The following is a 23,559-nucleotide window of genomic DNA, read 5'->3' on the forward strand; positions in this document are numbered from 1 at the left end:
TGCGCCTGGCCCAGCTGGCGCGCGGCGCCGGCCAGGCGGTCGGCGGCGCGGCCCGTGTCGGGAACGCGGTGCGTCAGCCGCTGCGCAAGCAGATTGACGCGGGCGGCACGCCGGCCCTGCGGCGCAGTCCAGGCCGACGCCAGCCGGAACCGCAGGCTGTTCAGCCTTTCGCGCTGGTGTTCCAGGCGCTGCGCCGGAGACACCAGTTGCGCGGCCGCCCGGTCCAGGCGCTGCGCGGCCCGCTCCAGCCGGCGCTGCTGGCCGCGCGCCATGGACTGTGCAGCCTGCATGACCTGCCCCAGCAATTCGGAACGCGGGGCGCAGGCCAGCTCGGCCGCGGCCGTCGGCGTCGGCGCCCGCAGGTCGGACACGAAGTCCACGATGGTGAAGTCGGTTTCGTGCCCCACGCCGCTGATGACGGGAATCTCGCTGACCGCCACCTGGCGCGCCAGGTCTTCGTCGTTGAAGCTCCAGAGATCTTCGATGCTGCCGCCGCCGCGCACCAGCAGTAGCGTATCGACCTCGGCACGCTCATTGGCCGCGCGCACCTGCGCCGCCAGCCTGGCGGCGGCATCCGCGCCCTGCACCGGCGCCGGGTAGATGATGACGGGCACTTGAGGCGCGCGGCGCGCCAGCGCGGAAAGCACGTCGCGCAGCGCGGCAGCATGCAGGGAGGTGATGACGCCAATGGCCCGAGGCAGGCGGACCGGCTCGCGCTTGCGGGCGGGATCGAACAGCCCCTCGGAAGCCAACTGCTCCTTCAGGCGCAGGAAGGCCTCGTACAGATTGCCTAGTCCTGCCCGCCGCATGGCGTCAGCCTGCAGTTGGTAGTCGCCGCGCGGCTCGTACAGGGACACCCGCGCCCGGATCTCGACCTGATCGCCTGCCCGGGGAACGAAACCCACCGCGCTGGCGCGGCTGCGGAACATGACGGCCCGCACCGAGGCCCGGCTGTCCTTGAGCGTGAAGTACCAATGCCCGGAAGCCGCCTGCGTGAAGTTGGAAATCTCGCCGCGAACCCACAGTGCCGGGATGCTGCGCTCCAACAACTGCCCCACCGCTTGGTTCAGCTGGGCAACTGTAAGGATATCCCGCGTGAATGCGTTGTTTGTGACCTGGAATTCAATTGTCATGGGGCTTTCCGATGCGAACCTGTCCACAGGGCATGCATAGCGGGCCGCAATGATACCGCGTTCACAGGAATTTGCAGCCGCTGCCCAGATAGCAAGCAAATTCGGTGCAACCCATTGATTTTTATGCGTTTTTAAAGCAAGAAGGAGTGCGCGAATTTGAAGCAAACAAGCGCAAGCCCTGTGCCCATAAGCCTTCTGGCGGAGTTTTGCACAGAATTATCCACAGTTTCTGTGGATAGATTGGGGGTCACCCCGCCTTGCCACAAGCGCGGCGCGCCGTTACAGTTTCGGCTTGTTCAGTTGCCTGCGCGCGCCGTCCGGCGCCCCTGGCGCCTCAGGAGTTGACCGCTTTGCTTTCTATCTTGCGCGAGGCCGGCTGGCCGATCTGGCCCCTGCTGGCGACATCCGTGCTGGGCTTGGCGCTGATCTTCGAGCGCTTCCTGTCCCTGCGCCGAAACCTGGTGCTGCCGCGCGGCCTGAACGAGCAGGTCACCGAAATGCTCCGCAACCACCAGGACACCCCTGAATCCATCCATCGCCTGGAGCGCAACTCGCCTCTGGGCCGGGTATTGGCCGAGGTGATGCGTCACCGCCACCTGCCTCGCGAAGAACTGCGCAGCGTCGTCGAGGACGCCGGCCGCGCGGTCGCGCATGACCTCAGCCGCTACATCTCGGCCATCGGCACCATCGCGGTCGTCGCGCCGCTCATGGGCCTGTTCGGCACGGTGGTGGGCATGATCGAAATCTTCGGTTCCTACACGCCCGGCGGCGGCGACCCCGCTCAGCTGGCGCGCGGCATCTCGATGGCGCTGTACAACACCGGCTTCGGCATCCTCATCGCCATCCCCGCCATGATCGCGCACCGCTACCTGCGCGGCCGCGTCGACGGCTACCTCAGCGCCATGGAGCAAGCCGCCTCCCGCCTGATCCGCGCCGTCTCGCCGGCCCGCGCCGCGCGCGAGGCACGCCCATGAATTTCCGCGGATCCCGGGGCGACCGCGACGAGCTCGACATCAACCTGATCCCGCTCATCGACGTCCTGCTGGTCATCCTGATCTTCCTGGCGGCGACCACCTCGTTCGCGCGTTTCACCCAGCTGAAGGTGACGCTGCCGCAGGCATCCTCGGAACAGGACACGCCGCCCGCCCTGGAAGTCGCCGTCAGCCAGGACGGACGCTATGCGCTCAACGGCACCCTGATCGACGTCTCGACCCCGCCCGAGATCGCCGACGCGCTGCGCCAGGCCGCGGCGGGCAAGACCGAGCCGCTGGTCGTCATTAATGCCGACGCCCAAGCCACGCACCAGTCCGTGATCAACATCATGGAAGCCGCCCGCCTGGCAGGCATCGGCCGCGTCAATTTCGCCGCCCAGACCACCCGGTGACCTCGAAACGCGCATCGCTGCTGGCTCGCCAATGGCAGCACGGCGGCTGGCTCTCCAACGCGTTGCTGCCCCTGTCCGCGCTGACCGCGCGCGTGGTGGCGCGCAAGCGCGCGCGCTACGCCAGCGGCGTCCGATCCCCCTACCGGGCGCCCGTTCCCGTCGTCGTGGTCGGCAACATCTACGTCGGCGGGACCGGCAAAACGCCCATGGTGATCGCCACCGTCGAAGGCCTGCGGGCACGCGGCTACACCCCCGGCGTGGTCAGCCGAGGCTATGGCGTCAAGGTCGGCCCGCATGCCCGCGTGGGACTGGGCGACCTGGAAGCGGCGCGCTTCGGAGACGAGCCGGCGCTGATCGCGCGCGCCACCGGCGCGCCCGTGGCCATTCACCCCAAGCGTCCCCTCGCCGTACAGGCCCTGCTGCAGGCCCACCCCCAGGTCGACGTGATCGTGTCGGACGACGGACTGCAGCATCTGGCGCTGGCCCGGGATGTGGAGATCGTGGTGCAGGACCAGCGCGGCATCGGCAACGGCCGCCTCCTGCCCGCCGGCCCCCTGCGCGAACCGGCCAGCCGGCTGGGCGAAGTCGATGCGGTGATCACCAATATCGGCACACCGAGCAGCGACCCCGGAACCCGCGGCGACGGCGCCCCGCGCCAAGTGCGCATGTGGCTTGAGCCAGGCGAAGTCCGGCAGATCGGATCGCACGCGACCCGTCCCCTTTCGGCGTTTGCCGGGCAGCCGCGCATCGCGGCCGCTGCGGGCATCGGCAATCCGGAGCGCTTTTTCGCGACCCTGCGGACCGCCGGCATCACACTGGCGGACACGCTCGCCCTGCCCGACCACTACGACTACGCCGCCTCGCCATTCCAGGACATGGCGGCCGACGCCATCCTGGTCACCTCCAAGGACGCCATCAAATGCGGCGCGCTGAACGATGCGCGCCTCTGGGAAGTGCCGGTGCGGGCCGCCTTTTCGGATCCCGGCCTGTTCGACTGGCTGGCGCAGACCCTGCGCGCCAGGCGCCCCGCCCGCGCCTAGTTGCGCCCCGCCGGCGCGGGAGACCACAGGAATTTTTTGCGTGGCGGGCCGGCGCGGCGGCGCCGCAAAACTGTTTTAGAATTCCGGTCATGGAATCCCGCCTTCTCGACATCCTCGTCTGCCCCTTGTGCAAGGGCCGCCTCGAACACGACCGGCAACAGGCCGAACTGGTCTGCCGCGCCGACCGCCTGGCGTTCCCGCTGCGCGACGGCATTCCCGTCATGCTGGAGTCGGAAGCCCGCGTGCTCGACGACGCGGCCGCCCCCCGCTGATCGCCGCATCGTGAGCTTCATCGCCATCATCCCGGCGCGCACCGCCTCGACCCGCCTGCCCGACAAGCCGCTGGCCGACATCGCCGGCAAGCCCATGGTCGTGCGCACCGCCGACCGGGCCGCCCTGTCCGGCGCCTCGCAGCTGTACGTCGCCACCGACGACGTGCGGGTCCAGCAGGCCGTCCAGGCGCACGGCCTGCACGCCCTGATGACCCGCGCCGACCACCCCACCGGCACCGACCGGCTGGCGGAAGCGGTCGAACAGCTGGGCCTTCCCGATGACGCCATCGTGGTGAACGTCCAGGGCGACGAACCCCTGATCGAACCCGAACTCATCGATGCCGTGGCGGCCAAGCTCAAGGCCTGCCCGCAGGCCGACATCGCCACCTGCGCCAGCCCGCTCGCCGATGCCCAGGCGCTGTTCAACCCCAATGTCGTAAAGGTGGTCTGCGCCGCCGACGACCGCGCGCTGTACTTCTCGCGCGCGCCCATCCCGTGGGCCCGCGATGCGCTGGCCGGCGGGGAACGCGTGCTGGCCGACGGCCTGCCCGCCTGGCACCACATCGGCCTGTACGCCTACCGCGTCTCGTTCCTGCGCCGCTACCCGACCCTGCCGCAAGGCGTGCTGGAACGGTTCGAATCGCTGGAGCAGCTGCGCGCCATGGAACATGGCCACACTATCGTCGTACACCGGGCGTCCACGCCTCCTGCCGCGGGCGTCGATACGCCGGCGGACCTGGAACGCGTCCGGTTGATCTACAGCAAACCGATATAAGGGTTATTTCCCATGGCGCAGCCCCGCATTGGCTGCTGCGTTGCGGCATAATCCCCCGGATCACAAAAAATAAACCCCTTCAGGAGCACTCATGCGTCTCATCTTGCTCGGACCCCCCGGCGCCGGCAAAGGCACCCAGGCCGCGTTTCTAACGCAGCACTTCGGCATTCCCCAGATCTCCACCGGCGACATGCTGCGCGCGGCGGTCAAGGCGGGCACCCCGCTGGGTATTGAAGCCAAGAAGGTCATGGACGCCGGCGGCCTGGTCTCCGACGAGATCATCATCGGCCTGGTTCAGGACCGCCTGACGCAGCCGGACTGCGCCAACGGCTACCTGTTCGACGGCTTCCCGCGCACCATCCCGCAAGCCGACGCGCTCAAGAGCGCCGGCGTCAAGCTGGACTACGTCGTGGAAATCGCCGTCCCCGAAGAAGACATCATCGAACGCATGAGCGGCCGTCGCGTGCACCAGCCCAGCGGCCGCAGCTACCACGTGCGCTTCAACCCGCCCAAGACCGAAGGCAAAGACGACGTCACTGGCGAAGACCTGATCCAGCGCGACGACGACCGCGAGGACACCGTGCGCCATCGCCTGTCCGTCTACCGCGAACAGACCCGTCCCCTGGTCGACTACTACTCGGCCTGGGCACAGCAGGACGCCGCCGCGGCGCCGAAGTACCGCAAGATCTCGGGCGTGGGCGCCGTCGACGAAATCAAGTCGCGCCTGTTCGAGGCCGTCAAGAGCTGATCGGCGCCTCGATGGCCCGCAGGCCTTCGGCGCCGGCCGGACGCAAGGCGTCCCGCCCCCGGCCCGAAGGCCTTGTCATATCCGGCGCCTGCCGCGCCGACTTCCTTCCCTTGAACTGATCTGGTGGTAGATACATGGAAATCGCGAACAAGGTATTCATCGTTACCGGCGGCGCATCCGGCCTGGGCGCGGGCACCGTCCGCATGCTGGTCGAAAACGGCGCCAAGGTCGTCATCGCCGACCTGCAGGATGCCCCGGGCGAAGCCCTGGCCAAGGAACTGGGCCAGCGCTACGTGCATTGCGACGTAACGCAGGAAGCCGACGGCAAGAACGTCGTGGCCGCCGCCCTGGAGCTCGGCTCGCTCTTCGGCCTGGTCAACTGCGCGGGCGTCGCGCCCGCCGCGAAGATCGTCGGCAAGAACGGCGCGCACCCGCTGGACCTGTTCCAGAAGGTCGTGTCGATCAACCTGATCGGCAGCTTCAACATGATGCGCCTGGCCGCCGAGGCCATGAGCGCCAACACCCCCGAGCCCACCGGCGAACGCGGCGTGATGATCAACACGGCTTCCGTTGCCGCCTTCGACGGCCAGATCGGCCAGGCCGCGTACGCGGCGTCCAAGGCCGGCGTCGCGGGCATGACGCTGCCCATCGCGCGCGATCTGGCCAAGACCGGCATCCGCTGCATGACCATCGCCCCGGGCATCTTCGGCACGCCCATGATCTTTGGCATGCCGCAAGAAGTGCAGGACTCCCTGGCCGCCAGCATCCCCTTCCCCGCCCGCCTGGGCCGCCCGGAAGACTACGCCAAGCTGGTCCAGAGCATCATCACGAACGACATGCTCAATGGCGAGACCATCCGCCTGGATGGCGCCATCCGCATGCCCCCCAAGTGATGTAGTACAAATGCAGACCCGCCAGGCGGGTCTGCATGGTTTGTCTGGCGGCATTCCTCCGCACGCAGTCGCATCCGGCCGGCCCCCCGTATTTTTTCCAGTAGTCCATCCATGAGCCTGTTCCGTTCGGCGGCCACGGTCAGCAGCTTCACCCTGCTGTCCCGCATTTCCGGCCTGATCCGCGACATCCTGGTGGCCCGCGCATTTGGCGCCGGCCCCCTCACCGACGCCTTCTGGGTTGCCTTCCGCATCCCCAATCTGCTGCGCCGCCTGTTCGCCGAGGGCGCGTTCGCGCAGGCGTTCGTCCCCATCCTGGGCGCCGCGCGCAACAACCGCTCCGAAGAAGAAGTCCGCACGCTGCTGGACCGCGTGGCCCTGCTGCTGACCGCGGCGCTGATGGCGGTGACGCTGATCGGCATCGTGGCGGCGCCCTGGGTGGTGTCCGCCATGGCCAGCGGCCTGCGCGGAGCGGCCCGCGACACCGAATTCGGCGCGGCGGTCTGGATGACGCGGATGATGTTCCCCTACATCCTCTGCATGTCCCTGATCGCCTTCGCGTCCGGGGTGCTGAATACCTGGCGGCGCTTTGCGGTGCCTGCCTTCACGCCGGTCCTGCTCAACCTGTCGATGATCGCCGCCTGCATCTGGCTGGCGCCGCGCATGGATGTGCCGGTGTACGCGCTAGCCATCGGCGTGATGATCGGCGGCGTGGCGCAGCTCGCGGTGCAGTGGATCGCCCTGGCGCGACTGGGCCTGACGCCGCGCTTTTCCCTGCGTTTTCGGCAGGCGTGGGCCGATCCCACCGTGCAGCGCATCCTCAAGCAGATGGCGCCGGCCACGCTGGGCGTGTCCGTGGCGCAGATCTCCCTGCTGATCAACACCAATATCGCCACCTGGCTGACCCCTGGCAGCGTGACCTGGCTGTCGTTCGCCGACCGCCTGATGGAATTCCCCACGGCGCTGCTGGGCGTGGCCCTGGGCACGGTGCTGCTGCCCAGCCTGTCCGCGGCGCATGCGCGCGACGACCACGGCGGCTACAGCGCGCTGCTGGACTGGGGCCTGCGCCTGGTGCTGCTGCTGGGCCTGCCGGCCGCGGTCGGCATGGCGCTGCTGTCCGACGGTCTGGTCGCCACCCTCTTTCACTACGGCGCCTTCGCCGCCCAGGACGTCCTGCAGACCCGGCTTGCCGTCATCTCGTATTCCGCCGGCCTGATCGGCCTGCTGGCGGTGAAGATCCTGGCTCCCGGCTTCTACGCCAAGCAGGACATCCGCACGCCCGTGAAGATCGCGATCGCCGTGCTGGTGCTGACGCAGCTTCTGAACCTGGTGCTGGTGCCGCTGATGGCGCATGCGGGGCTCGCCCTGGCCATCGGACTGGGCGCCTGCCTGAATGCGCTAGCGCTGCTGGTCGGCCTGCGGCGCCGGGGTGTCTACCAGCCCGCAGCCGGCTGGGGCTCGTTCATCCTGCGTCTGTTGCCCGCGCTTGCCGGCCTGGCCGCCCTGCTCTGGTTCGCCGACGCACGGATCGACTGGCTGGGGCTGCAGGCGCATGCCGGCCAGCGGGCCGCCCTGCTGGGCGCCGTGCTGGCGGCGAGCGGCGTGGTGTACTTCGGAATGTTGTTACTGTTTGGCTTTCGCCCCAGGGACTTCGGGCGACGTCCAAAGCGGTAATTTCAGCTTTACGGGCTACATTCCCATCCAAAAGCCGGCCAAACGCCGGCTTTTTGCATGAAATTCGTCAAGAATTGACAACCGAGCCGTAATCTTTGGTAAAAAACCCTTATTATTTAAGAATTGCCATTGAGAGGACCCCCGCCAGCCCATGCCAGCGGGAACATGAAGTGAAGTACGCCCAAGGACAACCCATGGCGGACCAGGTGATCAATTGGCTGTTGCTGCTGCGATCTGGCAAGGCGACCGCGCAAGACTACAACGACTTCCTGGCTTGGCGCGCGGCCGACCCCGTCCATGAAAACGCCTGGCAGCAGTTGACAGGCACGCTGGCGGGGTCGACGTTCGGCCGGCTCGGTGACGCTTACGCCACCGGCGACGCCGCCGCGGCTCAGCCCTTGATCCCTCCTCCGCCGGCCATCGTGCCGCCGCGCCGCCGTTTCCTGGCCGGCTCGCTCGCGCTCGTCGGTACGGGCGCTTTCGCCGCCTACGTCGGCAATGCGTTCTATCCGCTGAACAACGTGGCGGCCGACGCGGCCACCGCCACCGGCGAACGCCGCCGCTACGTGCTGTCCGACGGCAGCCAGTTGCTGCTGGACGCGCGCAGCCGCGTCAACCTGGACTTCACGCCGGCCTATCGCCAGGTGCGATTGCTGGATGGGGCGGTCACGGTGTCGGTCGCGCCCGACGCGCGCCGCCCGTTCCTGGTGCAGACGGCCCAAGGCACGGTGCGGGCCCTGGGCACGCGCTACATGGTGCGCCAGCAGGCCCAGCGCACCGTCGTCGTGGTGCACGAACACGAAGTCGAAGTCGAAACCATGTCTGGCGCGCACGGCACCATCCGCGCCGGCACCGGCGCACGTTTCGACAATGCCCGCATGGATACGCCCCGGGCCGAACTGATGGCCGAGGCCGCCTGGGAGTCCGGCTGGGTCGAGGCCCGCGGCCGCCCCCTGGCCGAGGTGGTCGCCGCATTGCGGCCCTATCGCAGCGGCACCCTGCGCGTATCGATGGCCGCCGGCGGCCTGCCCGTGTCCGGACACTTTCCGCTGGACGACACCGACGCCGCGCTCGACAGCCTGCGCGACCAGATGCCCATCCAGGTGCGCCGGTTTACCCCGTGGTTCGTTTCGATCAACGTCGCTGCCTGACAACGAAGTCGCCAGACCATGTCGTGGGCGGGCGCTTCCGTTGTATAATGGGTACGGTGTTTTTATCCAGTGTTTCTTAAGCAGTACAAGCACTGCGTCAAGCACAGCATTTTTATTCAGTATTTACCCAGTATTTACCAGTAGGCGCCGCGGATGTTCCTCCAGGCTTTATTGAGGATCAGCCGCAAGGGTTCTCCAGCCCGGAAGTCATTCCCCTCAGCGCCCCCCGCCCGGTTGACGGGCGCCCCATCGGTCGAAGCAACATTAAAAGCTTGCAATCCCAAAGGGACTTGCTACAATGTTCGACTTTGCCGAATTCAACTTACATAGCAACATGGCCAATACCGCCCAAGCCCGCAAGCGCGCTCGCCAATCCGTTGAGCGCAACAAGCACAATTCCAGCCTGCGCTCGATGCTGCGCACCGCCATCAAGCGCGTTCGCCAATCCATCGCCGCTGGCGACAAGGCTGCGGCTGGCGAAGTGTTCCAGAAGGCCTCGAGCGTGATCGATCGCGTGGCTGACAAGAACATCATCCACAAGAACAAGGCTGCTCGCCACAAGAGCCGCCTGGCTGCCGCCATCAAGGCGCTGGCCTAAGCCATTCTGTCGCCCCTGCTTTTCGGGGCGTCACGAAAACGGCAAATGAAGAAGGATGCCCTTGGGCATCCTTTTTTGTTGCCTGAAATTTGTTGCCTGAAATCCGCCGACGCAGCGCCTCAAACCCTGCGCCTCAAACCCCGGCTACTGCGCCTACCCCTGACCTGCCACAAGCCGGTCCTCGATGGCGCGACCGGCGTCGCGCAGCGACGCCATGAACGCGCCCACCAGCGGATTGCCTGGCCGGTGCTCGGGAAACACCACGTTGACGCGAAACGGGAACGACTGGGTCAACGGCCGGATGTGCAGTCCACGCCCGGCGAAATCCAGCGCGGTCAGCGGATTGACGATCGCCAGCCCCAACCCCTGACGCACGAAGGTGCACACGGACACGGCCGTGGGCGTCTCCACGATGGATCGCCGCAGCACGCCCGCCTCGGCGAATGCCTCGTCGATCTGGATGCGGTAGGGATCGCTGGCGGACAGGCTGACGAAGGCCTGCCCTTCAAAATCGGCCAGGCCGATGGCAGCCTGGGCCAGCAGCGGATGGCCGTCCGGCAGCACGCAGACTTCGTCCACCTGCAGCAGCAGCTCGACCCGGGTGCCGGCCGGGGCCGCGTCGTGTTCCGTCAGGCCCAGGTCATAGCGCTGCGCCGTCAGCCACTCTTCCAGCATCGGCGATTCCTGCGTTTCCACCGACAGGCTGACGCCGGGATGGCGGCCGTGAAAGCGCTGGAAGGCGTCCGGCAGGATGGAATGGGAAAACGCCGGCAAGGCGATCACCGACAACTGCCCCTCGCGGAATGCCCGCAGACGGGCGGCGGCGGACGCCACGCGCTCCAGGCCGGCATAGGACTGCCGAACCTCTTCGAACAGCGCCAGCGCCGGCATGGTGGGCCGCAGGCGGCCCGCGACGCGCTCGAACAGCGCGAAGCCGATGGCCTGCTCCATGCGGGCAAGTTCGCGGCTCACGGTGGGCTGGGACGTGCTGAGCAGGTCGGCCGCCTTGGTCACGCTGCCGGCGATCATGACGGCGCGGAAGACTTCGATGTGGCGATGGGTCAGCATCGCGCACCCCATATCAGAAATGAATCGATCCTGGACATCTAAGCATTTTACTGGATGGCCGCGCTCGGGCATCATCCCGGCTTTGCTTCATTCCAACAAGGTTCAACACGCCATGGCCTTCGATCCGCGCCAGCTCACCCAACTCGCCGCCCAGCACGGCACGCCGCTCTGGGTGTACGACGCCGCCGTCATCCGCGACCGCATCGCGCAACTGCGCCGCTTCGACACGATCCGCTACGCCCAGAAGGCGTGCTCCAACCTGCACATCCTGCGCCTCATGCGCTCGGAAGGCGTGGTCGTCGATGCGGTGTCGCTGGGCGAGATCGAACGCAGCCTGGCCGCCGGCTTCCAGCCGCGCAGCGAACCCGAAGGCATTGTCTTCACCGCGGATCTGATCGACCACGCCACGCTCGCCACGGTGCTCAAGCACGGCATCACGGTCAATGCCGGGTCGCTGGACATGCTGGCGCGCGTCGGCCAGGCGTCGCCGGGCCATCGCGTCTGGCTGCGCATCAATCCGGGCTTCGGCCACGGGCACAGCAACAAGACCAACACCGGCGGCCCGCAAAGCAAGCACGGCATCTGGATCGACGACGTGGCCGAAGCCGTTGCCATCGTGCGCCGCCACGGACTCAAGCTGGTGGGCATCCACATGCACATCGGTTCCGGCGTCGACTACGGCCACCTGTCCAGCGTGTGCGACGCCATGGTGGACGTCGTGAAGTCCCTGGACCACGACATCGAAGCCATCTCGGCGGGCGGCGGCCTGTCCATTCCCTACCGCGACGGCGAGCCGCGCATCGACTGCGACCACTACTTCGAACAATGGGACGCGGCCCGCAAGCGCATCGCCGCGCTCCTGAGCCACGAGATCCGCCTGGAGATCGAGCCGGGCCGCTTCCTGGTCGCCGAGTCCGGCGTGCTGGTGTCGGAAGTGCACTCGATCAACCGTCGTCCCGAACGCGACTTTGCGTTGGTCGACGCCGGCTTCAACGACCTGATGCGCCCGGCCATGTACGGCAGCTATCACCGGATCTCGGTGCATGCGCCGGACGGCAGCGATCCGCAGGGCGCGCAGACGCGCATCGCGGTGGCCGGTCCGCTGTGCGAGTCGGGCGACGTCTTCACCCAGAACGAAGGCGGCGTGATGTCCGACCAGTTGCTGCCGCAACCGCGCATCGGCGACTTCCTGGTGCTGCATAACGCCGGCGCCTACGGCTCGTCGATGTCCTCGAACTACAACAGCCGGCCGCTCGCGCCGGAAGTCTTGCTGGACAAGGGCGAGGCGCGCCTGATCCGGCGGCGGCAGACTATTGGGGAATTGCTGGCGCTGGAGGATTGAGGGGCTGCTGAAGCATCGAGGTCAGCCCGCGTCAGACACGTGATGCGCCTGACGCGCGAAGGGTCAGGTTGGGAACGCTTCCCGCAGCGCAAACGTCGCCTGCTTGAACACCCCCAGGTCGGTGCCCACCGCCACGAAATGCATGCCCATGTCCAGGTAACGACGCGCATCGGCATGCACGGGCGCCAGGATGCCCACCGCCTTGCCCTGCGCCGACACGCGCTGATGCAGGTGGCGGATGGTTTCCTGCACCTCGGGGTGGTTGGGGTTGCCGATGTGGCCCAGGGCCGCGGCCAGGTCCGACGGGCCGATGAACACGCCATCCACGCCCTCGACGGACGCGATCTCGTCCACGGCCTCGATCCCAGGCCGGCTTTCGATCTGAAGCAGCACGCAGATGTTGTCGTTGATCGTCTGCAGGTAGTCCGGCACCGTGCCGTAGCGGTTGCTGCGCTGGGCTCCCGCCACGCCCCGCATGCCTTGCGGCGGATAGCGCGTGGCGGCCACCGCGCGGCGCGCGTCCTCTTCGGATTCGATGAAGGGGATCAGCAGGTTGTAGAAGCCGATATCCAGCAGGCGCTTGATCTGGACCGGGTCGTTCCACGACGGCCGGCCCACGGCGGCGCTGGCGCTTCCCTGCAGGGCCTGAAGCTGCTGCAGGAACATCGGCACTTCATTGGGCGAATGCTCGCCGTCCAGGAGCAGCCAATCGAAATCCGCAAGCCCGACAAGCTCGGCGGTAATGTGACTGGACATGCACATCCAGAATCCGATGAGCCGTTCGCGGGCCAGGATGCGTTGCCGGAAACGGTTGGGAAGAGGTGAGTTCATTGCCGCCTTCATGTCAGAGAAAACAGAAATAGTGCCGGCCGACGCCGCGACCGGCACGCCAGTCAGTGGATTTCAGGCTTGCCCGCGGCTTCGGCGCGCGTCTCGCTCTGAAGAAAATCGAAATTGCAGCCGGCGTCCGCCTGGCCGATATGCTGGAGATGCAGCACGCCGTAGCCGCGCTCGAAGCGCGGCGGCGAAATGACCGCAGGCGCCTGACGCCGTACCAGCGGTGGCTGCGCAGGTCCTCGGGCTTTGCGCTTGTCGGAATTGCTCATCTCTTGTCCTCTGCGCGTTCGCGGGATGGATCAGGCCGGGTCCAGCAGGTACGGCGTGCCGGCGCGCTCGCAGATGCCGCGCAGGCGCTCGGCCAGGGCCGCGGGGATGGGGATGCCTTCGCGCAGCCGGCGCGCGCGCTCCGCGGACTCGGGCTCGCCCGCCACCAGCACCGGTTCATCCGGATTGGCCGGCGGCGTATCGTGCAGGGCGTCGATCATGTCGTCCATGTCGGACTCGAACGAACCGGCCGCGCGGAACGCATCCGGGTTCAGGGCCAGGAAAAAGTGTCCGACGTCGTCGGGCTCGCCGGGGCGGCGCGTTGGCGCGCGCCGGGCGGCAAAGGCGCTGCCGCTGAGCGTGCCGCCGAGGATCTGCGCCATCATCGCCAGCCCGTAGCCCTTGTGGCTGCTCATGGCGGGCGTGCCGCCCAGCGGCGTCAGGCCGCCTTCCGGCCGCTTGAAGATGTACTGCATGGCGGCATCGGCATCCGTGACCGCAGCGCCCTGCCCGTCCACCGCCCACCCCGGCGGCAGCGGCTTGCCCAGGAAGTCATAGACCTTGACCTTGTTGGCCGCGACGGTGGTCGTCGCCATGTCGAACAGGAAAGGCTCGTTGTACGCGGCGGGCGCGCCGAAGGCGATGGGATTGGTGCCCAGCATGGGCATGGCGCCGCGCGTGGGCACCATGATGACGCCATTGGCGCTGCTGGTGACCAGCCCGACCACGCCGCGCTCCACCGCGATGCGCGCATACACGCCTGCCGCGCCGAAATGATGCGAGTTGCAGACCGACACCGCGCCCACGCCATGTTCCAGGGCCTTGTCCACCGCCAAGTTCATGGCCAGCGCGGCGACCGGGTAGCCCAGGCCGCCCATGCCGTCGATCAGCGCGCTGGCGCCGCCGTCGCGCACGATCCGGGCGCGCGCGTCGAGCCGCAGCGACCCCGCGCGCCACTTTTCCTCGTAGGTGGGCAGCATGGAAATGCCGTGCGAATCGATGCCCAGCAGATCGGTGCGCGCCATCAGGCCCGCCGTCGTGTGCGCCAGGTCCTCGGCCATGCCCCAGGCCATCAGCACCTGCAGAATCTGTTCGCGCACCTGCTCCACCGGCACGGCCGCGGCGCTTATTCCATTCCCTTGCACTGTCTCTCTCCTGTTGTCCTTGATTTGTGTTGCCGTGCCGGGAACAGGCGTCAGTCGCGGTCGCGGTCCACCAGCCGGTGCCGGGCCTGGCCCAGATGAAATTGCATGGCGACACGGGCGCGTTCGCCGTCCTGTTCGCGGATGGCGTCCAGGATGGTGGCATGCTCGTCCACGACGCGCTGCGCGCGCTGCCGCGAGCCCGTGCGCGTCAGGTTCAGCGTGAGGCGCATGAAGCCGCTGATGGATTCGTGGATGCTTTCCAGCACGCCCAGGTAGAAGTCGTTGCCGCTGGCCTCGGCGATGCTGGCGTGGAACGCCAGATCCGCCTCGGCGGACACTTGTCCGCGCGCCAGGGTGTCGGCGAAGGCCGCGTGCGCATCGGCGATCCTGGCGAGCTGCTCGTCGGTGCGGCGCAAGGCCGCCAGCCGCGCGGCGTCGCCCTCGAGGGCCACCCGGACTTCTTGCGCCCGCAGATAGGCGCTGACGTTCTGCACGTCGTTGAAGGTCTTCAGGCGCGGCGCCGGCTGATGGCTGACGAAAGTGCCCAGCCCCTGGTGCGCGGTGATGAGGCCATCGGCGCGCAGGCGCAGCAGCGCCTCGCGCACGACGGGCCGCGATACGCCGGAGCGTTCGGATATCTCGTTTTCGGACGGCAGCTTGTCGCCGACGTTGAGCGCGCCGGACACGATCTGTTCGAAGATCTGTCCGTAAAGCTGATCCGCCAGCCGCACCCGGTGTCCGCGCTCGAGCACCAGCGCGCCGGGCACGTCCGGCTCGGCGGGCGCTTGCGGCGCGGTCTGGGGCAATGCTTTGGGTCGGGCCACGTAACCTCCTGGAAATAGGGCCTGTCCACGCGGCGGGACAGGCCCCGAGACGCTGCGGCCGATGCGCGGACAGCGCTCATCGTACCGTCATTGCGCAGCGAAGGCAGCGCGGCGCCCGTGCGCCGCGCACGCTCATGCCGTGGCGGATTCGCGGTCCCAGGCTGCCAGCGCGCGAGCCACGGGAGCGACGCGCTCGCGCTCGGCGCTGGAGATGCCCGTCAGCAGCGGCAGCATCGGCCCCATGTCGGCCACGCCCGCCAGCGTCACCGCATCGTGCAGCACGCGGATGGGACTGATGCCGTCGCGGCAGTCTTCCAGGCCCAGATAGTGTTCGCGCACGGCTTGCGCTTCGTCGTAGCGGCCGTCGCGCAGCAGGTGCAGCAGGCGCATGGAGCCGCGCGGCGCCACGCAGACCGAACCCGACGTGAAGCTCTTCAGGCCGAAGTCGCGGTAATGGACGATGGCGGGGCGTTCGCCGATGCCGCTGACGATCCAGCGCGAATCCACGGCCCGCAGCAGCGCCGACAGATAGGCGTCCTGGGCGGGATCGTCGCGCACGACCGCGTACTTGAAGGCGGCGATGCGGCCTTCTTCGATCAGGCGCGCCGCGGTCTCGGGCGCAAGGTAATCGGCCGACTTGATATAGACCACCGCCGGTTTGCCCAGCGCGTCCGAGAAGCGGCGCACGCCGTCGGCCAGGCCGGCGTCGGTGTACGGAAAGGACATGGGCAGCAGCATCGCCGTCGGGAAGGGACGCGACCGCAGGATCGCGGCCTGGTCCATCATCTTTCCGTAGTCGGGACCCACGGACGGCAAGATCCACGTGTCAGCGCCGGCCAGTCCGGCCAGCATGTCCACGATGCGCGCGTATTCGCTCACGCCGACATTGTAGAAATTGGCGTTGCCGCCGTACATGACGTTGCGCACGCCGCCCGCCTCCAGGTGTCCGAGCAGCGCCTTGTTGGCGGCTTCGTTCAGGGACAGGTCGGCATTGCGGGCCAGGGGCGGCACGGCGATGACCGAACGCTGCAGGTCCTGGGCGGTGACCGGGGTGGTTTTCATGGGCGGGCTCCTGGCTGCGGGTGTCAGTGTTGCGGTTGTCAGATAAGTACGGTCAAAAAAGTATACTTGGTTGACAAGTAATAGCTCAATACCTATATTCGTTTTACAAGTAGATCGGCAGCACATACGCATGGCGCCCGGGGCGCCATGCGGCGTCAAGGCTCCCGGCGCGCCGGAAGCGGAATACCCCCACAAACGATGCGCGGCCACGCGCACACCGAGGAGACGAATTCCATGCATGCAGCCCCTGTGCGAGGCCGGTTCATCGCGGCCGCCCTGCTGACGGCCACCGCCTTCATCCTGCCGGCCGCGCCGGCAATGGCGGACTATCCCGATCGCGACGTCAAGATCATCGTGCCCTTCCCGGCCGGCGGCACCGCCGACATCGCCGCCCGCGTGGTGGCGGCCGAACTGGGCAAGAGCTGGAAAAAATCGGTGGTGGTGGACAACAAGGCCGGCGCCGGCGGCAACGTGGGCACGGCGGAAGCCGCGCGCGCCACGGCCGACGGCTACACCCTGCTGATGGGCACGGTCAGCACGCACGCCATCAATCAGTCCGTGTACGCAAAGCTGCCCTACGACCCCGTCAAGGACTTCGTGCCGGTCACGCTGGTGATTCCCGTGCCGAACATCCTGGAACTGAATCCGGCCTTCGCCGACAAGCACGGCATCCGCACGGTGGCGGACCTGATCAAGTACCTGAAGGCCAACCCCGGCAGCGTCAACATGGCGTCCACCGGCAACGGCACGTCCACGCATCTTTCGGGCGAACTGTTCCAGACCATGACGGGCACGCGCATGACTCACGTGCCCTACAAGGGCAGCAGCCCGGCGCTGACCGACGTGATGGCCGGCTCCGCCGACCTGATCTTCGACAACCTCCCCTCGTCCATGGGCTTCATCAAGGGCGGCAAGCTGCGCCCCCTGGCCGTGACCACCGCCAGCCGCTCGCCCGCCCTGCCCGACGTGCCGACGCTGGCCGAGGCCGGCGTCCAGGGCTACGAGGCGTCCAGCTGGTTCGGCCTGCTAGCCCCGGCCGGCACGCCCCCGGACGTCGTCCAGAAGATCCAGCGCGACGTCGCGGCCGCGCTGCAGCAGGAGCCGGTGCGCGCCCAGCTGCAGGCGCAGGGCGCCACGCCGTCCGGCAACACCCCCGCCCAGTTCAAGCAGTTCATGGCCCAGGAAACCGTCAAGTGGGCCGACGTTGTGAAGAAATCCGGCGCCAAGGTCGACTGACCCGGCGTTGATCCGGGCCCGTCCGCAACGCGTGAGCGGCGGGCTCTTCATCATCACGCGAACCAGGAGACACCATGAACAAACTGATCAGCGCCGTTTTCGCGGCGGGCGCCGTCGTGCTTGGGGCGCCGGCGGCGCAGGCCGCCGGTTACCCCGAAAAGCCCGTCACCATGATCGTTCCCTTCGTGCCGGGCGGGTCGTCCGACATCACCGCGCGCTCGGTCACGCCGGGGCTGTCCAAGATCCTGGGGCAGACCTTCGTGGTCGAGAACAAGCCCGGCGCCAACAGCGCGATCGGCGCGCAGGCGCTGGCCCGCTCCACGCCCGACGGCTACACCATGATGGTCGGCTCCATCGGCACCTTCGCCATCAACGAGGCCCTGTACAAGAACCTGGCGTACAACCCCAGCAAGGATTTCGCGTACCTGACGCAGGCCGTCCGCAATCCCAACGTGCTGGTCGCGGCCACCTCGTTCCCCGCCAGCACCGTCGCCGAACTGGTCGACTACGCCAAGAAGAATCCCGGCAGGGTTTCGTATGCGTCGTCGGGCACGGGTTCCTCCGACCACCTGTCGGCGGTGCTGTTCCGCCAGCGCACGCAGAGCACCGGCGTGGACGTTCCGTACAAGGGCGGCGGCGCCGCGATCGCCGACCTGATCGGCGGACAGGTCAACGTGTCCTTCCAGAACCTGGGCGCGGTGCAGAACCACATCAAGGCGGGCAAGCTCAAGGCGCTGGCCATCACCGGCGACGCGCGCGCGCCGGACCTGCCGGACGTGCCCACGCTGGCCGAAGCCGGCATCAAGGACATGGTGGTGTATTCGTGGCAGGGCTTTGCCGTGCCCAAGGGCACGCCGCCCGCCATCGTGGACCAGTTGGCCAAGGCCTTGCGGACCGCCCTGCGCGATCCGCAGACCGAAAAGACGCTGCAGGGCCTGGGCTTTGAAGTGGTGGCCAACACGCCGGAACAGTTCACCGCGTTCCAGCAGGCCGAGGTCAAGCGCTGGAAGGACGTCATTCAGAAAGCGAACATCCAGCTTGAATAAGCGAACGGGGATGCCCGGCCTCGGGCATCCCTTTCCTTGAAGCCTGGATCAAGTAGCATGAAGCCTTCGCCACCCAACCGTACGACAACATGACCACCAAGCAACGCATCATCCAGGTCGGCTCGCTGGCCGGCTCTCCTTCCGCCAACCAGCGCCTTGCCGACGGCTACGACGTCATCGAACTGTGGAAGTACCCGGACCGCAAGGCCGCGCTGGCCGAGCACGGCAAGGGCGTCACCGCAGTCGTCACGTCCGCCAACTTCGGGGCCAACGCTGAACTGATCAACGCGCTGCCGGACCTGAAGGCCATCTGCAGCTGGGGCGTGGGCTACGAAACGATCGACGTCGAGGCCGCGCGCCAGCGCGGCGTGCTGGTCAGCAATACGCCGGACGTGCTGACGGATTGCGTCGCGGACCTGGCCTGGGGGCTCCTGATCGCCGGCGCACGCCGCATGGGACAAGGCGAACGCTTCGTGCGCGCCGGCCAGTGGGGCCAGGTGCACGGCAGCATTCCGCTGGGCCTGCGCGTCAGCGGCAAGAAGCTGGGCATCGTGGGGCTGGGGCGCATCGGCGAAGCCATCGCCAAACGCGGCACGGGCTTCGACATGGAAGTGCGCTATCACAACCGCAGGAAGCGCGACGACATCGCCTATGGCTACGAAGCCTCGCTGACGGATCTGGCCAAGTGGGCAGACTTCCTCATCGTGGCCACGGTCGGCGGCCCCAGCACGCGCCACCTGGTGAACCGCGACGTGCTTGAAGCCCTGGGGCCCAAGGGCATCATCGTCAACATCGCGCGCGGTCCCGTCATCGACGAGACCGCGCTGGTCGCCGCGCTGGAAACCGGCAAGCTGGGCTGCGCCGCGCTGGACGTGTTCGAGCACGAGCCCAAGGTGCCCGAGGCCCTGATCAAGAGCGACAAGGCCGTGCTGCTGCCGCACATCGGCAGCGCCACCGAGGAAACGCGCCTTGCCATGGAAAACATGATGCTGGAAAACCTGCAGTCGTTCTTCGAGACCGGCCGCGTGATCACGCCGGTGGAGTAACGCCGGGATCGCAACGCCGGTTCATCCGCGGCCGCGCATGGCCGCAAGGCGGCAATAAAAAAGCCTCTCGGCGCCCATACCGAGAGGCTTTCGACTTTCCGGCCCCCGCGTGATCCGGCAGTCTTCTTCGCGCAAAGGAACTTGGGCGTCGCCGCCCGTCGCGATTACTTGGCCGGCGTCGTGGCGCCGGACTTGTCCATCTTGGACCCCGACTTGTCCGCCGCATGCTTGGCGGAGGTCTTGTCGGATTTGTGATGCTTGTGCTGCGCCTGGGTCTTGGTTTCACCGGACTTGGTGGCGCCGGCTGCGAACGCCGCGGGCGCCGCGGCAAGGCCGAGGCACAGGGCCGAGGTGGAAAGAAACGCTGCAATGCGGGAGTGAGTCGTCATTTCGTGAACTCCTGAATGGTGAAGGCCAAAGGCCTTTTGCCGATACGGGGCGGCAACATCGCCGCTGGGCCCGTACCCCGTTTGAAGCCCGCCCGTTCAGAAGGTTCAACGCGGAACCATAAATTTTCTGCCGCTAACAGTTGGAGAAATGTGCCGCGCATGCAAGCGCTGCCGCGACGCCTTGCGCGCGTCAGCCGACTGTCAGCAGCGGCTCAACTTTCGAACACCAGCAGCGCGACGGTGGCGAACAGCATGGCGGCGAAAGAGGCTCTCAGCTTGCGTTCAGGCAGGCGGTACGCAAGCCTTACGCCGATGGGCACGAACACCAGGCTGCCGATGGCGAGCGGCGCGCCGACCATCCAGTTGGCCTGCCCGGCCCAGGTGTAGGTAATCAGCGCGATGGTGGACCCCGGAATCACCATGCTGAGCGCAAGCGCCTGCGCAGTGGTCTGCGGCAACCGGAAGACAGAGGTGATGATGGGCACGGCCAGCACCGCGCCGCCCACGCCGAAGAAGCCGCCGAGCGTGCCGCACAGGATGCCCAGCACGCTGGCGCGGCGCGGCGTGAAGGCGGGCGCTTCGCGCTTGGGCGCCTGCGCGCGCCGGACGGCGGGACGGGATGCGCGCCACGTCTGCCACACGTAGAACAGCGCGATGAAAAACAGGAACATCGCGAAGCTGCGGCGCAGGACGCCGGAATCGATGCCCAGCGCCATCCGCGCGCCCACCCACGTGAACACCACGGCCCCCGCCGCGCCCGCCAGGGCCACGCGCTTGTCGATGCGCGTCTGCTGGTTGTACTTGCGCACGGCCATCATGATGGTCGGCAGGACCATGATGAGCGCCGTGCCCTGCGCAAGCTGCTGCGACATTCCCATCAGGAGCACCAGGGCGGGAATGGCGATCAGCCCGCCCCCGATGCCCAGCACGCCGCCCATGAAGCCGATCAGGCCGCCGGCGGCCAGGCATGCGGCGATAACAAACAGACTCACGTCTTGCTCCAGCAGGCCCCGCCAGCCTGGGCCGGGGCGATCAGTCGTTGAAAGGCAGGCATGGTACGCCGGTGATCGGTCCTGGAAAAGCGGGAGCCGCAACGGCGGGACCGGCGCCGCAAGCGGTCAGCGCAGCTTGTCGAGCGCGCCGTCCAGCCGGTCCACGGCCCAGATCTCCAGGCCCTCGATGGGCTGGCGCGGCGCATTGGCCTTGGGGATCAGCGCGATCGAGAACCCCAGCTTGGCGGCTTCGCGCAGGCGTTCCTGGCCGCGCGGCGCGGGGCGGATCTCGCCGGCCAGGCCGACTTCGCCGAACGCGATGAGGCCGCGCGGCAAGGGGCGGTCGCGCAGCGATGACATGATGGCCAGCAGCACCGGCAGGTCCGCCGCGGGTTCCGTGATGCGCACGCCCCCCACGGCATTGACGAAGACGTCCTGGTCAAAGGTGGACACGCCCGCATGCCGGTGCAGCACCGCCAGCAGCATGGCCAGGCGGTTGCCTTCCAGGCCCACCGTCAGGCGTCGCGGATTGGGCGCGTGCGAACTGTCCACCAGCGCCTGGATCTCGACCAGCAACGGACGCGTGCCCTCTTGCGTGGCCATCACGCAAGAGCCCGCGACCTGCTGTTCATGCTGCGACAGGAACAGCGCGGACGGATTGGCCACGCCGCGCAGGCCGCGGTCGGTCATGGCGAAGACGCCAAGCTCGTTGACGGCGCCGAAGCGGTTCTTGAAGGCGCGCACCAGCCGGAACGACGAATGCGTGTCGCCTTCGAAGTACAGCACCGTGTCCACGATGTGCTCAAGCACGCGCGGGCCGGCCAGCGCCCCATCCTTGGTGACGTGGCCGATCATGACGATGGCGATGCCGGTCTGCTTGGCCAGGCGCGTGAGCTGAGCCGCGCACTCGCGCACCTGCGACACCGAGCCCGGCGCGGCGCTGAGTTCGCCGCTGTAGAGCGTCTGGATGGAATCGATGACCGCGACGGTGGGCTTTTGCTCGGAAACCGCGGCCTGGATGGCCTCCAGGCGGATTTCAGCCAGCAGATTGACGTTGCCCGTCTGCAGGCCGAGCCGGCGCGCACGCAGCGCCACTTGTTCCGCGGATTCCTCGCCAGTGACATACAGCACGTTGGTGGTTTCGGAAAGCGAAGCCAGCGCCTGCAGCAGCAGCGTCGACTTGCCGATGCCCGGATCGCCGCCGATCAGCACCACGGCGCCGGCCACCAGGCCGCCGCCGAGCACGCGGTCGAATTCTTCCAGGCCGGTGGGCTGGCGCGGCGTTTCGCGGGCTTCGATTTCGGACAGGCTGCGCACGGGGCTGGAGGACGCGAGCGGCGCATAACGATGCGACGAAGCGGCCGCCGCGGAGGACTCCACCGTTTCTTCAAGCGTGTTCCAGGCGTTGCAATGCGGGCATTTGCCCTGCCACTTCGGGGTGGTGCCGCCGCAGTCGGCGCACACGTATACGGTTCGGGATTTGGCCATGCGCGAAAGTGTACCGGCAACCCGACGCCGCAGTGCGCGTGCGCGGTCATCGCGCGCACGCATTCGGCCCCTTGCGCTCGTGCACGGTGCGCGAATCTGTCATTCTCCTTTCATAAAAAGGGACATCGCGTAGTTACATGATGCAATCACAAGAAATTTCCTGCCGGATCCGGACAAATCGCGCATAATCGGGAAGTGCAGCGCATTGTCGAACCGCCCAGTCCAGGACGGCATACTTCACGCCCAACGCCAGCAAGGCGCGCAGCGTGGAGAATCGCGGCGCAATCACCCCGCGGCCTTTCACCAGGCCGCCTAAACCGGAACTAGACCCGAGCCACGACGAGATCGCCGGACCACCGGCGCGGCGCACGCAGAGGTCAGACGCGGATACGTCGAACCACCCGGCGTATGCGCGAGGAGTACGCGCATGAGCATTACCTATCGCCCCCCTTTTGACGAAGACGATGAGCGGGATCTGCGCGCCCTGTATCGCAAGCCCGGCCCCGGCGCCAATCCCGAACTGGACGCGGCCGTGCGCCGCAGATGGCACCCTGGCCATAGCTGGCACCCCGGTTGGGGCGCCCTGGCATGCGCCGTGATGGTCGCGGGCCTGTTCGCCTGGACCGACACGCGGGAAGCCGCCGATCTCCCGGACCTGAGCGCGCAATTGATCCCGCCCCCGGAAGCCGTGGCGGGCGCGGACACGCCTCCTGTCCAGCAAGCCGTCGCGACGGAAGCGCAGCCGGCCGCCGCGATGCGGCGCGTGGTCGCGCTCCAGCCGGAGCCCGCGGCAAATCCGGAACCCGCCGCCCAGGCATCCACCGAAGCCGCGCCTGAAGCCGCCACGCAAGAGGCCGCCCAGGCGGAACCCGAGCAGGCGCAAGCCGTCGTGGCGTTCACCGAACAGGACATCGAGGCCCGCGTGGCGCAGATCCGCAACCTGATCGTGAACGACCGCGAAGAAGAGGCCGTTCAGGCGCTGCGCGAGTTGCAGCGAGGCGCGCCCGACCTGACCCTGCCGGACGACCTGCAGGACCTGGCCCGGCAGAATCCGGCCTGTTGGCTGGCCGGCCCGCGGGCCGGCCGCCCTGCCCGCGTGTCCTCGCGCGTCCTCGCGCGTCGCCTGCGCACGCCGCTTGCGCACGCCGCATG

Annotated in this window: 25 protein-coding genes; 15 read left to right on the forward strand and 10 right to left on the reverse strand. The window is 67.7% G+C overall.

Annotation, left to right across the window (positions count from 1 at the left end; translation table 11 throughout):
- On the reverse strand, positions 1-1,133 hold a 1,133-nt coding region (xseA, locus tag ABE485_RS28590; RefSeq protein ID WP_346518635.1), incomplete at its 3' end, for an exodeoxyribonuclease VII large subunit.
- 350 nt (positions 1,134-1,483) lie between these two features.
- On the opposite strand from xseA, the gene ABE485_RS28595 reads away from it, so the two are divergent.
- The 10 genes from ABE485_RS28595 to rpsT all read left to right on the forward strand — a co-directional run bounded on the left by ABE485_RS28595 (position 1,484) and on the right by rpsT (position 9,665).
- Entirely contained in the window at positions 1,484-2,107 is a 624-nt protein-coding gene (locus ABE485_RS28595; RefSeq protein WP_346518636.1) for a MotA/TolQ/ExbB proton channel family protein, read from the forward strand.
- Positions 2,104-2,517, forward strand: coding sequence for an ExbD/TolR family protein (locus ABE485_RS28600; protein WP_008168005.1), 414 nt, complete (start codon positions 2,104-2,106; stop codon positions 2,515-2,517). The genes ABE485_RS28595 and ABE485_RS28600 overlap by 4 nt, the downstream gene beginning before the upstream one ends.
- Positions 2,514-3,557, forward strand: a complete 1,044-nt coding sequence (gene lpxK / locus ABE485_RS28605) for a tetraacyldisaccharide 4'-kinase (RefSeq protein ID WP_346518637.1) — start codon at positions 2,514-2,516, stop codon at positions 3,555-3,557. Before ABE485_RS28600 ends, lpxK begins: the two co-directional genes overlap by 4 nt.
- 89 nt (positions 3,558-3,646) lie before the next feature.
- Positions 3,647-3,829 (forward strand): Trm112 family protein, encoded by a 183-nt coding sequence (locus tag ABE485_RS28610; protein WP_346518638.1) that lies wholly within the window; start codon positions 3,647-3,649, stop codon positions 3,827-3,829.
- Between the two features lie 10 nt (positions 3,830-3,839).
- Positions 3,840-4,604, forward strand: coding sequence for a 3-deoxy-manno-octulosonate cytidylyltransferase (gene kdsB / locus ABE485_RS28615; protein ID WP_346518639.1), 765 nt, complete (start codon positions 3,840-3,842; stop codon positions 4,602-4,604).
- Between the two features lie 91 nt (positions 4,605-4,695).
- Positions 4,696-5,352, forward strand: a complete 657-nt coding sequence (gene adk, locus ABE485_RS28620) for an adenylate kinase (RefSeq protein WP_346518640.1) — start codon at positions 4,696-4,698, stop codon at positions 5,350-5,352.
- Positions 5,353-5,486: 134 nt separating this feature from the next.
- Positions 5,487-6,245 (forward strand): 3-hydroxyacyl-CoA dehydrogenase, encoded by a 759-nt coding sequence (locus ABE485_RS28625; protein ID WP_346518641.1) that lies wholly within the window; start codon positions 5,487-5,489, stop codon positions 6,243-6,245.
- 111 nt (positions 6,246-6,356) lie between these two features.
- Positions 6,357-7,916, forward strand: a complete 1,560-nt coding sequence (gene murJ / locus ABE485_RS28630) for a murein biosynthesis integral membrane protein MurJ (protein WP_346518642.1) — start codon at positions 6,357-6,359, stop codon at positions 7,914-7,916.
- 194 nt (positions 7,917-8,110) lie between these two features.
- Positions 8,111-9,067 (forward strand): FecR domain-containing protein, encoded by a 957-nt coding sequence (locus ABE485_RS28635; protein ID WP_346518655.1) that lies wholly within the window; start codon positions 8,111-8,113, stop codon positions 9,065-9,067.
- 334 nt (positions 9,068-9,401) lie between these two features.
- Positions 9,402-9,665: a 30S ribosomal protein S20 gene (gene rpsT / locus ABE485_RS28640; RefSeq protein WP_006396042.1), complete on the forward strand. Its 264-nt coding sequence runs from the start codon at positions 9,402-9,404 to the stop codon at positions 9,663-9,665.
- A 153-nt stretch (positions 9,666-9,818) separates the two neighbouring features.
- Here rpsT and ABE485_RS28645 read toward each other — a convergent pair whose 3' ends face one another.
- Positions 9,819-10,733: a LysR family transcriptional regulator gene (locus ABE485_RS28645; RefSeq protein ID WP_346518643.1), complete on the reverse strand. Its 915-nt coding sequence runs from the start codon at positions 10,731-10,733 to the stop codon at positions 9,819-9,821.
- 112 nt (positions 10,734-10,845) lie between these two features.
- Between ABE485_RS28645 and lysA the strand changes: the two genes are divergently transcribed.
- A complete protein-coding gene (lysA, locus tag ABE485_RS28650) occupies positions 10,846-12,075 on the forward strand; it encodes a diaminopimelate decarboxylase (RefSeq protein ID WP_346518644.1) in 1,230 nt (409 codons plus the stop codon).
- Positions 12,076-12,138: 63 nt separating this feature from the next.
- Here lysA and garL read toward each other — a convergent pair whose 3' ends face one another.
- The 5 genes from garL to ABE485_RS28675 form a co-directional block, all read right to left on the reverse strand.
- Positions 12,139-12,906, reverse strand: a complete 768-nt coding sequence (gene garL / locus ABE485_RS28655; RefSeq protein ID WP_346518645.1) for a 2-dehydro-3-deoxyglucarate aldolase — start codon at positions 12,904-12,906, stop codon at positions 12,139-12,141.
- A gap of 62 nt (positions 12,907-12,968) precedes the next feature.
- Positions 12,969-13,181 carry a hypothetical protein gene (locus tag ABE485_RS31270; RefSeq protein ID WP_430795475.1) on the reverse strand — a complete coding sequence of 71 codons (213 nt, stop codon included), beginning with the start codon at positions 13,179-13,181 and terminating at the stop codon, positions 12,969-12,971.
- 30 nt (positions 13,182-13,211) lie between these two features.
- The gene (locus tag ABE485_RS28665) at positions 13,212-14,324 is read right to left on the reverse strand and encodes an Ldh family oxidoreductase (protein WP_346518646.1); all 1,113 of its coding nucleotides are present in this window, start codon (positions 14,322-14,324) and stop codon (positions 13,212-13,214) included.
- A 50-nt stretch (positions 14,325-14,374) separates the two neighbouring features.
- The gene (locus ABE485_RS28670; RefSeq protein WP_346518656.1) at positions 14,375-15,130 is read right to left on the reverse strand and encodes a FadR/GntR family transcriptional regulator; all 756 of its coding nucleotides are present in this window, start codon (positions 15,128-15,130) and stop codon (positions 14,375-14,377) included.
- Positions 15,131-15,280: 150 nt separating this feature from the next.
- Entirely contained in the window at positions 15,281-16,210 is a 930-nt protein-coding gene (locus ABE485_RS28675) for a dihydrodipicolinate synthase family protein (RefSeq protein WP_346518647.1), read from the reverse strand.
- 234 nt (positions 16,211-16,444) lie between these two features.
- Between ABE485_RS28675 and ABE485_RS28680 the strand changes: the two genes are divergently transcribed.
- The 3 genes from ABE485_RS28680 (at position 16,445) to ABE485_RS28690 (ending at position 19,538) form a co-directional block, all read left to right on the forward strand.
- Positions 16,445-17,446: a Bug family tripartite tricarboxylate transporter substrate binding protein gene (locus tag ABE485_RS28680; protein ID WP_346518648.1), complete on the forward strand. Its 1,002-nt coding sequence runs from the start codon at positions 16,445-16,447 to the stop codon at positions 17,444-17,446.
- A gap of 74 nt (positions 17,447-17,520) precedes the next feature.
- Positions 17,521-18,492, forward strand: a complete 972-nt coding sequence (locus tag ABE485_RS28685) for a Bug family tripartite tricarboxylate transporter substrate binding protein (protein WP_346518649.1) — start codon at positions 17,521-17,523, stop codon at positions 18,490-18,492.
- A gap of 89 nt (positions 18,493-18,581) precedes the next feature.
- The gene (locus tag ABE485_RS28690) at positions 18,582-19,538 is read left to right on the forward strand and encodes a 2-hydroxyacid dehydrogenase (RefSeq protein ID WP_346518650.1); all 957 of its coding nucleotides are present in this window, start codon (positions 18,582-18,584) and stop codon (positions 19,536-19,538) included.
- Positions 19,539-19,702: 164 nt separating this feature from the next.
- Here ABE485_RS28690 and ABE485_RS28695 read toward each other — a convergent pair whose 3' ends face one another.
- The 3 genes from ABE485_RS28695 to radA all read right to left on the reverse strand — a co-directional run bounded on the left by ABE485_RS28695 (position 19,703) and on the right by radA (position 22,407).
- Positions 19,703-19,927, reverse strand: a complete 225-nt coding sequence (locus tag ABE485_RS28695) for a hypothetical protein (protein ID WP_346518651.1) — start codon at positions 19,925-19,927, stop codon at positions 19,703-19,705.
- Between the two features lie 212 nt (positions 19,928-20,139).
- Entirely contained in the window at positions 20,140-20,919 is a 780-nt protein-coding gene (locus ABE485_RS28700) for a sulfite exporter TauE/SafE family protein (protein ID WP_346518652.1), read from the reverse strand.
- A 126-nt stretch (positions 20,920-21,045) separates the two neighbouring features.
- On the reverse strand, positions 21,046-22,407 hold the full coding sequence (radA, locus tag ABE485_RS28705; protein ID WP_346518653.1) for a DNA repair protein RadA: 1,362 nt from the start codon (positions 22,405-22,407) through the stop codon (positions 21,046-21,048).
- 427 nt (positions 22,408-22,834) lie between these two features.
- Between radA and ABE485_RS28710 the strand changes: the two genes are divergently transcribed.
- Positions 22,835-23,559, forward strand: a 725-nt coding sequence (locus tag ABE485_RS28710; RefSeq protein ID WP_346518654.1) for a hypothetical protein, incomplete at its 3' end; no start/stop codon positions are given.

The sequence above is a fragment of the Achromobacter spanius genome, from assembly GCF_039673305.1.
GTDB lineage: Bacteria > Pseudomonadota > Gammaproteobacteria > Burkholderiales > Burkholderiaceae_B > Achromobacter > Achromobacter spanius_F.